Source organism: Staphylococcus schweitzeri, assembly GCF_002902405.1.
In the GTDB taxonomy this organism is placed as follows: domain Bacteria; phylum Bacillota; class Bacilli; order Staphylococcales; family Staphylococcaceae; genus Staphylococcus; species Staphylococcus schweitzeri.
In genome coordinates, this window is sequence record NZ_PPQS01000039.1 from 154937 (window position 1) to 169130 (window position 14194).

General features: G+C 31.7%; 16 protein-coding genes and 1 other annotated feature. Of the genes, 2 read left to right on the forward strand and 14 right to left on the reverse strand.

Going from position 1 to position 14194, the window contains the following annotated elements; translation table 11 throughout:
- Positions 1–11: 11 nt before the first annotated feature.
- The 6 genes from CD116_RS08805 to CD116_RS08830 form a co-directional block, all read right to left on the reverse strand.
- Positions 12–332: a ribosomal-processing cysteine protease Prp gene (locus CD116_RS08805; RefSeq protein ID WP_000633694.1), complete on the reverse strand. Its 321-nt coding sequence runs from the start codon at positions 330–332 to the stop codon at positions 12–14.
- Positions 333–337: 5 nt separating this feature from the next.
- Positions 338–646: a 50S ribosomal protein L21 gene (gene rplU, locus CD116_RS08810; RefSeq protein ID WP_031920044.1), complete on the reverse strand. Its 309-nt coding sequence runs from the start codon at positions 644–646 to the stop codon at positions 338–340.
- Between the two features lie 294 nt (positions 647–940).
- The gene (gene mreD, locus CD116_RS08815; RefSeq protein ID WP_047530009.1) at positions 941–1471 is read right to left on the reverse strand and encodes a rod shape-determining protein MreD; all 531 of its coding nucleotides are present in this window, start codon (positions 1469–1471) and stop codon (positions 941–943) included.
- The gene (gene mreC, locus CD116_RS08820) at positions 1471–2313 is read right to left on the reverse strand and encodes a rod shape-determining protein MreC (RefSeq protein WP_047549072.1); all 843 of its coding nucleotides are present in this window, start codon (positions 2311–2313) and stop codon (positions 1471–1473) included. The genes mreD and mreC overlap by 1 nt, the downstream gene beginning before the upstream one ends.
- Positions 2314–2508: 195 nt before the next feature.
- Positions 2509–2628, reverse strand: coding sequence for a hypothetical protein (locus tag CD116_RS08825; RefSeq protein ID WP_047549068.1), 120 nt, complete (start codon positions 2626–2628; stop codon positions 2509–2511).
- A 71-nt stretch (positions 2629–2699) separates the two neighbouring features.
- Positions 2700–3173: a DUF4930 family protein gene (locus CD116_RS08830; RefSeq protein ID WP_047426273.1), complete on the reverse strand. Its 474-nt coding sequence runs from the start codon at positions 3171–3173 to the stop codon at positions 2700–2702.
- A gap of 160 nt (positions 3174–3333) precedes the next feature.
- Here CD116_RS08830 and CD116_RS08835 point away from each other — a divergent pair, with 160 nt between their 5' ends.
- Positions 3334–3525, forward strand: a complete 192-nt coding sequence (locus CD116_RS08835) for a hypothetical protein (protein WP_000025834.1) — start codon at positions 3334–3336, stop codon at positions 3523–3525.
- 125 nt (positions 3526–3650) lie between these two features.
- Here the strand turns inward: CD116_RS08835 and CD116_RS08840 are convergent, their stop codons facing one another.
- From CD116_RS08840 to CD116_RS08860, 5 genes are all read right to left on the reverse strand, one after another.
- The gene (locus tag CD116_RS08840; RefSeq protein ID WP_047549065.1) at positions 3651–3935 is read right to left on the reverse strand and encodes a hypothetical protein; all 285 of its coding nucleotides are present in this window, start codon (positions 3933–3935) and stop codon (positions 3651–3653) included.
- A 68-nt stretch (positions 3936–4003) separates the two neighbouring features.
- Complete coding sequence (radC, locus tag CD116_RS08845; protein ID WP_047549063.1) at positions 4004–4690, reverse strand: RadC family protein; 687 nt, start codon at positions 4688–4690, stop codon at positions 4004–4006.
- Positions 4687–5394 carry a prepilin peptidase gene (locus tag CD116_RS08850; RefSeq protein WP_047549059.1) on the reverse strand — a complete coding sequence of 236 codons (708 nt, stop codon included), beginning with the start codon at positions 5392–5394 and terminating at the stop codon, positions 4687–4689. Before CD116_RS08850 ends, radC begins: the two co-directional genes overlap by 4 nt.
- A gap of 218 nt (positions 5395–5612) precedes the next feature.
- A complete protein-coding gene (locus CD116_RS08855; protein ID WP_047529999.1) occupies positions 5613–6884 on the reverse strand; it encodes a bifunctional folylpolyglutamate synthase/dihydrofolate synthase in 1272 nt (423 codons plus the stop codon).
- Positions 6885–6896: 12 nt separating this feature from the next.
- On the reverse strand, positions 6897–9527 hold the full coding sequence (locus CD116_RS08860) for a valine--tRNA ligase (protein ID WP_047549056.1): 2631 nt from the start codon (positions 9525–9527) through the stop codon (positions 6897–6899).
- Between the two features lie 43 nt (positions 9528–9570).
- Positions 9571–9873, reverse strand: a binding site (T-box leader).
- A 58-nt stretch (positions 9874–9931) separates the two neighbouring features.
- On the opposite strand from CD116_RS08860, the gene CD116_RS08865 reads away from it, so the two are divergent.
- The gene (locus tag CD116_RS08865; RefSeq protein WP_047529995.1) at positions 9932–10492 is read left to right on the forward strand and encodes a DNA-3-methyladenine glycosylase I; all 561 of its coding nucleotides are present in this window, start codon (positions 9932–9934) and stop codon (positions 10490–10492) included.
- A 163-nt stretch (positions 10493–10655) separates the two neighbouring features.
- Here the strand turns inward: CD116_RS08865 and CD116_RS08870 are convergent, their stop codons facing one another.
- The 3 genes from CD116_RS08870 to hemB all read right to left on the reverse strand — a co-directional run bounded on the left by CD116_RS08870 (position 10656) and on the right by hemB (position 14194).
- Complete coding sequence (locus tag CD116_RS08870; protein ID WP_047549053.1) at positions 10656–11729, reverse strand: AbrB family transcriptional regulator; 1074 nt, start codon at positions 11727–11729, stop codon at positions 10656–10658.
- A gap of 156 nt (positions 11730–11885) precedes the next feature.
- Positions 11886–13172, reverse strand: coding sequence for a glutamate-1-semialdehyde 2,1-aminomutase (gene hemL, locus CD116_RS08875; protein ID WP_047549049.1), 1287 nt, complete (start codon positions 13170–13172; stop codon positions 11886–11888).
- A 47-nt stretch (positions 13173–13219) separates the two neighbouring features.
- Positions 13220–14194 carry a porphobilinogen synthase gene (gene hemB / locus CD116_RS08880; RefSeq protein WP_047426256.1) on the reverse strand — a complete coding sequence of 325 codons (975 nt, stop codon included), beginning with the start codon at positions 14192–14194 and terminating at the stop codon, positions 13220–13222.

A 14194-nucleotide genomic window follows, 5' to 3' on the forward strand; every position in this document is an offset into this window, starting at 1 on the left:
CGGAATGCACCTCACTTATAATTTAATCTAATGTTCTCATTATATTCTTCTTCAATAGTTTGTAAAGAAACAAGCATTGCCTGAAGAATTAATTGCGCTTCATCGTTATTTGTATCAACACTTCTTATATGAAAATGACCACCATTGTCATCATAATTGATATCTGGTCTCTCAGATGTCAATCCTATAATTGCATTAACACTACCAAACAATACAGCTGAAGCTCCAGCACATACGATATCATGACCATATTCACCATGGTTAGCATGGCCATCCATAATAACGTCTGTTACTTTGCCTTCATCATTAACTGTAACATCAACAGTAATCATAATAATTACGCGTTGATTTTTTCGATAGTTAATTTAGTGTATGGTTGACGATGGCCTTTTTTACGTTTTGAATTTTTACGACGTTTGTATGTGAATACAGTAATTTTCTTACCGCGTCCTTGTTTATTAACAGTAGCAGTAACTGTAGCACCTTCAACTGTTGGCGCTCCAACTTTAACTGAATCTCCACCTACAAATAATACTTTATCAAAAGTAAAAGTATCACCTTCGTTTACGTCTAATTTTTCAACGAAGATTTCTTGACCTTCTTCTACTTTGATTTGTTTTCCACCTGTTTCAATAATAGCAAACATACTTTGCACCTCCTGTATAATAAGTCACGCCATATATAGGTGACACTTGTTATTGAGTAAAGCGTTCGCACTCTTCGTTGTTTTGTTCGAAACTCGAGTCATTTATAAAAATAAACTCTTCTCATTTCTCTCTTCAACGCCTTGATTGTCAATCGCTTTCTTTCAATAACTTCTGCATATGAGTAAAGCGTTCGCACTCTTCGTTGTATCAATCGCTTTATTCCTTAATCATGTTCTTGAACCTATATTTGAGCGGTTGTATGTAGCTACTTATAACTACTCAACTATTGCATCTTACCATTGACGACGTTTCATGTCAATGTCATTGTTCGTTTTTTTAATGAACTTTATAATCAATGGATACAGTATTATTAGCAGTACAAAATTTAATAATAATGTCGGCAGCAATCTAAATACAACGAAATGGATAAAATCAAATTGAATAAATCCTAGCATTCCATAAATCAATGCAACATATATTTCTAATAATATTGTACTTCCTAGAATAATTGCGAATAGCATAGTGTGATCTTTATAAAAAATTTTAAAGAAACGATCTATAAGAGCTAAAAATAGTATATAACCAAATAAATACACTCCATAAATGCTTCCATAGTATACATCAGTCATTAATCCAATAAATATACTCAGCATTAATGACACACCAAAACCTCTATAAACTACCATCATTAATATGTACATAAAGGTTAAGTGTGGTACAAAAATAATTTCAAATTTTCCAATATGCATTGGGATGAGTAGTCCAATTGCGGTATCAATATAAAATAATAAAATCCCTATCAAAAAATAATACAAAGTACGCATTATTTATCCCTGCTTTCATCGTCAGGTATCGTTTTAGGATCTCTTTTAGCAACATAAACATGACTTAAATCTGATAAATCCGCACCGGTTTTAACTCTAACCTCTTTAGCTAAGCCGTATTGATCATTCTGAACCTTCGTGACTTCACCTATATACAAATTACTTGGCAATTGATCTGCAAGTCCACTAGTAACTACTTTATCCCCTTTAGAAATATTATCTCGGTTATTTATATCACTAATTACTAACTCAGAGTTCTTTTCATCATATCGATCAATCAAACCGAAAATATTTTTAGACCCATGTTGTATATTTACAGATAATTTACCTGCACGCGTATTAGTTGAAATTAAATCTACTTGTGAAGAAAACTTATTCACTTTAGTTACTCTTCCAACAAAACCTTGCGACGTCATTACAGCCATATTAGAAGTAATACCTGATTTCGAACCTTTATCAATCACAAGTGTATTCATCCATTGATCAGGATTTCTTGCTAATACTGTAGTTGAAATCGGATCATATTTTGAAATATCTTTTAAATCAAGCTCTTTTTTTAGCTTATTATTTTCCGCTTCTAATTGTTGGTTTTTAGATTCTAATTGGCTTATTTTATTTTTAGCCTCTTTTGAATCTCCCTTTTTAAAAAAGTCTCCAATTGCACCAGCAACAAAATTAACTGGATAACTCACAACTCGTTGCCCAAAAGACACAGAATCACCTATGTATTGTTCAGGAGGTGATTGAGATTGTGATCGTATGGACAGCCCAATAAGCGCAATAAAAACGATGATTGCACATAAAACAACAATTAATTTGTTATTTTTAAAAAACTTAAGCACCCAGAACACCTCTATTTTGTCAAAATATTATATATCCTTTTCTATTTTATATTACTCCCCTAATGAAATAAAGCACTAACTTTTAATTACCTTGAAAATAAACTTAGCTTTCAATAAATCTAACTTCTTTATAATAAAAATAACTACCAGCAAAATATTTTAATTGCTAGTAGTTACTATAATTATTTTTAATATTTATTTGTTTGTGTCGTTCGATCTTTCGCTGTTGGTTGACTGTGATTGTCTCCAACGGGCAAATAAATTTTGGGCTTTTTGTTGTTCATTAGCTTGTTTTTGTTTTGTTTGTTCTGCCATTTGAACTACACCAACCTTTTATATATTCTAACGACAGGATAACTAAAATGATTTTTGTATGCAAAGAATTTCTATTGATATGCATTTTCTGGTTTTAATTGTAAATTTTGCCCTAATTCATTTAAGTCCTGTTGCATTTCGAATTCTGTATTATAAACTCTCATGGATTCATCTCCAAATTTATAAAGTATAAATTCATCCCCTCTTTGACCAATTACATATTTATCATTATATGCCATTCGATTCATACCTGATACAGCCATAAATTCTTGTTTATCTATCATATTAAATACATTTTTAATTTGACTTAACGGTACATTTTTAATCAAATCATTTTCTTTCAATGAATATTTTTCTCCACTTACATAAACATGTTGTGTATCATTCGTTGGCTGTGCAACTTGCCCAGTATGATCTGGCGTTTGGTTAACTGGATTCCAATCTTGTTCTTTTAAAAAAGGCGCGTATTTCAAGGCGATATATACAATCACTATAATCGCAATTACTGCTATAATATTTTTAATCATACTTAATATAAATCTCATAGGTCGCCTCCATTAGTCTTCAAACTATTATATAGTTTGTCATATATATTTTCATCAGTCTTCAGGCTTAATCACACTATATCTTTGGACTGATGCATCTTAATTAAAAATAGCTTATACTTTATTTATGTTTTAAATGCTTATGAGGAGGTTCGTAATATTGAGTATACTAACAATCATATTAATAGCACTATTAGTAATCCTCCTTTTTAGAGTTGGACTTTCTATTTTGCGATTCTTAATTTATATCGGTGTCATTTTATTATGTTTGTATTTAGGATATCAAGGCTTAATTTGGTTACTTGATTTTTTCCAAATTAATACAGGATTATTACCACAATTCCAATTATAGTAAATATAAAATCATATTAATATAACAAAACTCCTAATGAACTAGATTAAATTTTTGTTTAACTAGTTAAGCATTAGGAGTTTTAATTTTTTATTTCTGATAAATAACTTACATATAACAATTCATTATTTACGTCCAAATGCATTAGATAAAAATCGCAATAATGCATAGCTACCGCTGAGTAATAGTCCCCAAACGATACCAGTAAATATTGAACCAACAGCTACACTAAATAAAGGAATTGATTGCTTCGTGACGATCACACCTGCTAGTGCTGTAACTAGTATACCTACTGATGAAAATATCACCGTCATTAATAGATTACGTTTTGTTACAGGTTCATTCTTTATGTTTAATTGCATTGTATATACCATTGGTACTAGAACCCCGATAATTATAAATAGCGTCACTGTTTTTCCTCCAAATGATTGTACTTCGTAGGTATTATACACAAGAATTGTTAGTAATTCTATTAACTTTATTCATTTTCATCAAAATAACCTGCTTCAACTAAGCTTGTAAACCTATTATCACCAATAATAATATGATCCAACAAATCTATACCAAGTATTAAACCACATTCTTTTAATCTTAGTGTCGTTATGATATCTTCTTGTGAAGGTGTCACATCACCAGATGGATGATTATGAACTGCAATGATTGCATTCGCATTTTCTCGAATTGCGATACTAAAAATCTCACGCGGATGCACAATAGAACTATTTAATGTCCCTTTAAATACGCACGCTTCTTTTATAACAATATTTTTTGAGTTCAATAATAAAATCATAAAATGTTCTTGCGATAAATCTTTCATCGAAGCCATCATAAGATCGGCGACATCACTAGGTTGTGTTATTTTAACTCTGTTACTTTCTGAACGTCGCCCCATACGCTCGCCCAATTCAAATGCAGCTTTTAATGTAATTGCTTTTTGCAAACCAATTCCTTTTACTTGAATCAAATCGTTAACTGACGCTTTTTTTAGTTCGTTTAAATTCGAAGTAGTTTTCAACAATTCATTACTTATATCAATACTAGAAAACCCTTTTCGTCCAGTATTAATTAAAATCGCTAATAATTCAGTATTAGAAAGACTTTTCGCACCATGACTTAATAAACGTTCTCTTGGCATTTCTGAAGTAACCATTTCTTTAATTTTCAATAATATATTCCTCCTAAAAATCGATGAATTTCATTATAAAAAACAGCATTTAATACAAATGAGATAGTTAAAAAAGGTATTAGGGGTAATGCCTTAATAGGCTTGATTATCATTATGATTATCGCAATAAGTCCTGCGATGATAAATGTAAATAAAATAAGGTATATAGTAAATTGTAGAGGGAAAAATAAGGAAATTGTGCTTACGAGAAGAATATCACCATAACCAATATATGATTTAAATAAAAAGTAAAAAATATGAGCAGAAATACTTACAATTATAAAGGATGAGGGAAAAATAGTGGATAACGATAATGTAACTACATAGTAAACAATAATTAAACGACAATCGATAAAGAAACTTTTAATATCAGTTAAAGAAAAAATGAGTAGAAAAATATAAGTGGTAATAAATAACATTGCATTTACATCCGTTAAATTAAGTAAAATGAATATTATAGGAAACATTGCCAAAATCTCTCCTATTAGATGACTTTTAGAAATATTACAATGACAATATTGACACCTACCTTTTAGCATCAAAAAGCTAAAAATTGGAAAAAGTTGATACCATTTCAATTTAACATGGCAATGATCACATTTAGAACGTCTATGTAAATACTTAAATGAAGTTTCTTCAACAGATATAAATTGATACAAAAAACTAAAGATACAACTACAACTGTAAGATAACAAAATTACCAAGTAACGACCTCCTCAAATACATTATAGATAGTTGTTTCTATAATGTAAATATACATCATTACCGTAAAATATATACTCTTTGATGTCCAGATTTCTTGTTATAGTATAAGTGTGTTGATAACTTAAAATAACGCTTAAATCTTATATAACATCTCTAAAAAAATGGTAAAATAACCGTGAAAATCAATTTGATCTTCACGGTTATTTTAATTTTATAACTAAAATGCTCCAAAATCTAATTTAGACTTAACTTCACTAATAAAGTATAAACTTCCAGTAATTACAAGTGCCTCGCCTTGATAATTTTGAATAAATTCAACATAATCGTCCACAAGTTGTATATGATCCCCTTCAACACTACCTACAATCTCCTCTTTTCGTAATGCTTTTGGAAAATCAAATTCAGTAGCGTAAAAAGTTTTTGCAATAAAATTTAAATGCTTAACCATTTCATTGATAGGTTTACCCTTAATAGCTGAGAATAGAATATCAACTTTTTCTTTGTGATGATAATTTTGAATTGTATTAATTAATGCATCTATACTTTCTGAATTGTGAGCACCATCTAAAATGATTAACGGCTTATCATGAACTTGTTCAATACGACCAGTCCAGCGAACTGTTTCAATTCCGTCAATCATTTTATTGAAATCTAATTGAATTAAACCTTGTTCATTTAATTCAATTAATGCTGTAATAGCCAATGCAGCATTTTGTTTCTGATGCTCTCCTAACATGCTTAAAATGATTGTTTCTAATTCGTATTCCTTATAACGATAAGTAAATTCATCATTTTGTGAAACTACGACAATCTCACGATCTAACTCAATCGGTTTTGCGTGTTGCTCAATAGCACGTTCGCGAACATATTTAAGTGCATCTTCGTTTTTGACTGCGTAAATCACAGAGGTATTCGGTTTAATTATTGCACCTTTATCTTTAGCAATATCTAAATAACTATTTCCTAAAATATCAGTATGATCTAATCCAATACTTGTTAAAATTGATAAAATCGGTGTAAAGACATTTGTAGAATCATTTTTAATACCTAATCCAGCCTCAACAATAACAAAATCAACAGGATGCATTTCACCAAAATATAAAAACATCATTGCAGTGATAATTTCAAATTCAGTTGCGACACCCAAATCAGTTTCAAGCTCCATTTTTTCACTAATTGGTTTTACACGTGACACTAATTCTACAATATCATTATTTGAAATAGGCGCTCCATTCAAACTAATTCGTTCATTAAACGTTTCAATAAATGGTGATGTAAAAGTTCCTACTTCATAACCATTTTCAACCAAAGCTGATCTAAGGTAAGCAACTGTAGAGCCTTTACCATTTGTTCCACCTACATGAATACCCTTAATATTATTTTGAGGATTATTAAGTTGTGTCAGCATCCATTCCATACGTTTAACACCAGGTTTAATGCCAAATTTAGTTCTTTCGTGTATCCAATACAAGCTCTCTAGGTAATTCATTGTTACTAACTCCTATGCTTTTAATTGTTCAATTCTCGCCTTCACACCGTTGTATTTTTCTTGATAATCTTGTTTTTTACGTTTTTCTTCGTTTATAACTTTTTCAGGTGCTTTACTTACAAAGTTTTCATTAGATAATTTTTTATCAACCCTATCCAACTCACTTTGAAGTTTTGATAACTCTTTTTCTAAACGGCTAATTTCTTTTTCCATGTCTATAAGACCTTCTAATGGTAATACTACTTTACCTGCTAATACTACAGAAGTCATTGCCTTTTCAGGTATTTCAACGTCCGTGCTAATATCTAAAGTACTAGGATTACAGAATTTGAATAAATAATCTTTATTTTGTGATAATGTTTGTTCAATTTCTTTATCTTTAGCTTGAATTAATATAGGTATTTCTTTAGATAATGGTGTATTCACTTCTACGCGTGACTGTCTAACAGATTTAATGATTTCAACAAGTTGTTGCATTGTTTGTTTACTATCTTCAAAAATCAATGATTCACGTACTTCTGGCCATGCTGCTTTTACAATAGTTTCCCCATCATGAGGTAAACTTTGCCATATTTTTTCTGTTACAAATGGCATGAATGGATGTAACATCCTCATAATATTATCTAAAGTATAACTTAATACTGAACGAGTTACTTGTTTTTGTTCTTCGTCTGTACCATTCATCGGTATTTTACTCATTTCAATATACCAATCACAGAAATCATCCCAAATGAAATTATAAAGTGCTCTTCCAACTTCTCCAAATTCATATTTGTCACTTAAATCTGTCACTGTTGCAATTGTTTCATTTAAGCGTGTTAAAATCCATTTATCTGCCAATGATAAGTTGCCAGTTAAATCAATATCCTCTACTTTAAAGTCTTCGCCAATATTCATCAAACTGAAACGTGCGCCATTCCATATTTTATTGATAAAGTTCCACACTGATTCAACTTTTTCAGTAGAATATCTTAAATCATGGCCTGGAGATGAACCTGTCGCTAAGAAGTATCTTAGGCTATCAGCGCCATATTCATCAATAACGTCCATTGGGTCAACACCATTACCTAAAGACTTACTCATCTTGCGTCCATCTTCAGCTCGAACTAACCCATGTAATAATACGTCATTGAATGGACGGCGATCCGTAAATTCTAAACCTTGGAAAATCATTCGTGCTACCCAGAAAAAGATAATATCATAACCTGTAACTAATGCGTTCGTTGGATAGTAGCGTTTAAAGTCCTCATTATCAAGATCCGGCCAACCTAATGTTGAAAATGGCCATAACGCACTTGAGAACCATGTATCTAATACATCTTCATCTTGTTGCCAATTTTCAATATCAGTAGGTGCTTCTTCACCAACATAGATTTCACCAGTTTCTTTATGATACCAAGCCGGAATTTGATGCCCCCACCATAATTGTCTTGATATCGTCCAGTCTCTAATATTTTCCATCCATTGATTAAATGTATGTTCAAATCGTTGTGGATAAAAATCTATGCGATCATCTGTTTTTTGATTATCTAATGAGCGTTTTGCCAAACCATCCATATGTACAAACCATTGTGTTGATAAATATGGTTCAACTACAGCACCTGAACGTTCTGAATGACCAACCGAATGAACATGATCTTCAATCTTAATAACTAAATCTTGTTCTTTTAAATCTTCAACTAATTGTTTACGACAGTCAAAACGATCCAAACCTTCGTATTTTCCAGCTTTATCATTCATCTTACCATTTTCATCCATAACGATAATGTTTTCTAAATGATGTCTTTGACCAATTTCAAAATCATTAGGGTCATGTGCAGGCGTAACTTTCATCGCACCAGATCCAAAATCAATATCAACGTATTCATCTGCTAATATAGGTAACTCACGGCCTACAATTGGTAAAATAACAGTTTTACCAATAACGTCTTTATAACGTTCATCGTTTGGATTAACAACAATAGCCGTGTCGCCCAACATTGTTTCTGGTCTTGTGGTTGCAATTTCGATATAACCTTCACCATCAGCATAAGGATATTTAAAATGATAAAAGGCACCTTGTACATCTTCATGTATGACTTCAATGTCCGATAAAGCAGTACGCGCTTTAGGATCCCAATTTATAATACGCTCACCACGATAAATAATTCCTTTATTGTATAAATCAACAAATACCTTTTTAACCGCTTTACTTAAACCTTCATCTAATGTAAAACGTTCTCTACTATAATCTAAGCCTAAACCTAATTTAGCCCATTGAGCACGGATAAATGACGCATATTCGTCTTTCCAATTCCAAGCTTGTTCTAAAAATTTTTCACGGCCAAGGTCATATCTTGTAATACCTTGTTCATTTAATTTCGCTTCAACTTTCGCTTGTGTCGCAATTCCAGCATGGTCCATACCAGGTAAATATAAAGTATCGTATCCTTGCATACGTTTCATACGTGTAATAATGTCTTGTAAAGTTGTATCCCAAGCATGACCTAAATGTAATTTACCAGTTACATTTGGTGGTGGAATAACAATTGTATAAGTTTCTTTTGATTTATCTTCTGATGGTTTAAAATAACCGTTTTTAACCCATTCTTCATAACGTCCCGCTTCAACTTCACGTGGATCATATTTTGGTTTCATTTCCATTTGCTATACCTCCTAAAAAATAAAAAATACCCATCCTATATAACAATAGGACGGATATTCCGTGGTACCACCTATATTCAAGAAGGATGCTAAAAATCAAACACTACTTATCAGCTAAATCGAAATTAGTATACTAACGCTGACAACATGAATTTGAAATAAGCCATCTCTTCAAGCACTCTAGATTATGATTAACGCTCAAACACGTCTTAGCCTACTCTATCATTTGTGTTCAACTAAGATACTCTGTGGGCTACCTTCAGTAAAAATCATTTGCACATTCACACCAAACCATATGCTCTCTTTAAAACAATTTGAACTTACTCTTCCCAATTTATATATTAAACTCTTAACTTATAGTATAATGATTGTCAAAATAAGTCAATGTATTGGTGGGAATAATTATGAATGAATGCGCATTTGGAACAAAGGATCCAGTTTACTTAAACTATCACGATAATGTATGGGGTCAACCTTTATATGATAGTAAAGAATTATTTAAGCTTTTAGCATTAGAATCACAGCACGCTGGTTTGTCATGGTTAACTATTTTAAAAAAGAAAGAAGCTTATGAAACTGCTTTTTATGATTTTGAACCAGAGAAAATAGCACAAATGACAGAGAAAGATATCGATAGATTAATGGCATTTCCAAATATTGTCCATCATCGTAAAAAATTGGAAGCAATAGTTAGTCAGGCTCAAGGCTACTTACAAATTGAACATGAATATGGTAGTTTTAGCAATTTTTTATGGTCTTACGTTAATGGTAAGCCTAAAGATTTACAGTACATTCATTCATCTGATCGCATCACAGTTGATGAGACTGCTACACAACTTTCCAAAGATTTGAAAAAATACGGTTTTAAATTTTTGGGTCCTGTAACCGTATTTTCATTTTTAGAAGCAGCGGGACTATACGATGCACATTTAAAAGATTGTCCATCTAAGCCAAATCATAATTAATTATATGAAATAATATATAACAAACGAGACAGATTCTATGTTAATTAATAGGCTGTCTCGTTTTATTTGGTTTCCATTAGATGTGTTATAAAAATAGCAGGGAATTATCTCCCTTAACAAAATTAACTTACTATCACTTTTATAATTATGTGTTGACATTAAGCTAATGCTTATTTTTCTTTGACCGATATTTTAAAAAGTAATTTATCGAAGGTGCGATGATAAAGATTATGAAAAAGATTCTAAATATATGATAACTAGTAATCATAGCAACATCTGCACCAGTAGCTAATGCAACTAATACTATTTGATTAAGTCCACCAGGTGCCGCACCAAGAAATAGTTCATTAATTGGATTATTATCGAAAAAATGAATAACGTATACCATAACTAAGGCACCAAAAATTAGCATTATATTTTGTATCGTAATTGCAATAGCTAATCGACCTTTTAAATCTGATAATAAATGCGCAATTTGTACTCCAATTCTTATCATATAGATAAGTTGTGCAATGTTAAGTAGCCAATGATCTAAAGCAAATGTAATACCCGAACTAAAGTTCCAAACTATTAAGACAATTAGTGGTGCCAATAATTGATATGTTGGAACATTAAGTTTAGACATAATTAAATAAACGATAAAAACTGCAATGGCTATAATTAGCATCTGCCAAATATTTAAAGCCTGTGATAAAGGTAAAACTTTAGCTATTTTACCTGCAGAATGTGCATTATCATCATGGAAAAAATAAGAAATAAATGGTACAAGCACTACAACAAATATGATACGTGATGTTTGTGTAAGACTAACTACTAACAGATTGGCACGTTTATCTTGTTCTGCCATTACTAACATTTGTGTCAAAGCACCTGGAATAACACTAAGTACAGCGGTTTCTGTATTAGTACGAGCTATCTTTTTAAAGACAAGCGCCATGACTAAAGCAATTAATAAAATTGAAATTGATACCACAATAATAGATAACCAATTATCTTTAATATCCATTATGACATTTTTGGTAAATGTTGTTCCTATTTGCACACCTAGTAACACGATTCCTAGTTCACTTAACCAAAAGGGCCATTTAATTTCCAATTTAAAAACTTTCACACAAATGATTGCCGCAATTATTGGTCCGAACATGAATGGCAGTAAAATATGTGATACATATAAAATACCACTTATTAAAAATGATAAAACGAATACAATGAAATTATTTCTATATATCATTGCCATGTTTTCCACTTCTTTCAATTAAATAATTTAAAAGTTGTTATTGAGGTTTGAAATCAATACTTAATCGTTTTTCACTTTTAACAATTATTAATCAATTAAACCTAATTACTGAAAAAGAGCCTGAACAAAGTCCAGGCTCTCATTTTGTTCGTATATTTATTTTACAATACGACTTAAAGCAGTATCAAATGCTTGAATTGTCTTTTCGATATCTTCTTTCGTATGTGCTGTAGATAAGAAAGTTCCTTCAAATTGAGATGGAGGTAAGAATACACCTTCTTTTGCCATTTCACGATACATTTCTGCAAATAATTTCAAATCACTTTTATTCGCTTGTTCGAAATTAGTAACAGGTCCTTCATTTAAGAAATAACCAATCATTGAACCAGCTCTATTTACAGTGATTGGTACATTATGTTTAGCAAATACACGTTTTAAACCTTCTTCAAGTAAATCGCCCAACATATTAAAATAGTCATAAGTTTCAGGTGTTAATTGGCTTAATGTTTCATAACCACTAGTCATTGCCAAAGGATTACCTGACAACGTACCAGCTTGATATATATTTCCAAGTGGCGCGATGTGATCCATGATTTCTTTTTTACCACCAAAAGCACCAACCGGAAGTCCACCACCGATAACTTTTCCTAAGCAAGTTAAATCAGGCGTAACGCCAAAGTATCCTTGTGCACAATTATAACCTACTCTAAAACCAGTCATTACTTCATCGAAAATTAATAATGCACCATATTCAGTCGTAATATCTCTTAAACCTTGCAAAAAGCCCTCGACTGGTGGAACGACACCCATATTACCTGCTACTGGCTCAACTATGACACCAGCAATATCGTCGCCAAATTTTTCAAAAGCAATTTTAAGTGCATCTAAATCATTATATGGAACAGTAATTGTATTTTTAGCAATGCCTTCTGGTACACCTGGAGAATCAGGCAATCCTAAAGTTGCAACACCTGAACCAGCTTTAATTAAAAGTGAATCACTATGACCATGGTAACAACCCTCAAATTTTACAATTTTATTTCTACCTGTATAACCACGTGCTAATCTTAACGTATCTAAAGTCGCCTCCGTACCAGAAGACACCATACGAACTTTTTCAATTGAAGGTACACGATCGATCACAAGTTGAGCTAATTTGTTTTCAAGTAATGTCGATGCACCGAAACTTGTACCTTTATCAATAGCTTCATGTAATTGACTGATAACCTGTGGGTCTCTATGCCCTAAAATGAGTGGACCCCAACTAAGTACATAATCGATATACTCGTTACCATCAATATCATATATTTTTGATCCTTTACCGTGATCCATGAAAATTGCTGGTGTATCTACTGATTTAAATGCTCTTACTGGACTATTTACACCACCAGGCATTAATGTTTCAGCAACCTTCATTGCTTCTTCTGACTTCGTATATCTCATAAAGTAAATTCCTCCTATAGTTTATAGAAAATCATACACATAAAATCTTATTTATCTAAATAGCGACAAATGTCCTTTGCAAAATACGTAATAATCATATCAGCACCTGCACGTTTCATAGAAACCATTTGTTCCATAACGACACGTTCCTCATCTATCCAACCATTTTGTGCTGCTGCTTTAGTCATACTATATTCTCCACTCACATTATAAGCAACAACAGGAACATTTGTATGATTTTTAACATCTCGAACAATATCTAAGTAACTCAAAGCCGGTTTAACTATCATCATGTCACAACCTTCTTTTAAATCACTTTCTAATTCACGAAGTGCTTCCAAACGATTAGCAGGGTCCATCTGATACGTTTTTCTATCACCAAATGAAGGCGCAGAATCTGCTGCATCTCTGAATGGTCCAAAGAAACTTGAAGCATACTTAACACCATAACTCATAATTGGGACATTATAATAACCAGCTTCATCTAATCCTTGTCGAATTTCAGCAACAAAACCATCCATCATATTACTTGGTGCGATAATATCTGCACCAGCTTCAACTTGTGAAATTGCCGTTTTAACAAGAAGTGGTAGTGATTTATCATTATCGACATCATGTGTATGATCATCAATTACTCCACAATGACCGTGATCAGTATATTCACATAAGCAAGTATCAGCAACAATTAATAAGTCATTATACATTTTTTTGGCGATGCGTGTCGCTTGTTGAATCACACCATCATGGATATATGCACCTGTGCCAATATCATCTTTTGAATTTGGAACACCGAAGAACATAATGGCACGAATACCTAAGTCATATGCTTCTTTAATTTCATTTTCAAGTAAATTTAAACTGATTTGGTATACACCAGGCAATGATTTAATTTCTTTTTTAATATCATCTTTTTCAACTACAAAAATAGGATATATTAAATCATCTTTTCTTACATGATTCTCTCTAACCATACCTCTCATTGTTTCTGATGATCTTAATCTTCTATGTCTATCAAATTTCAT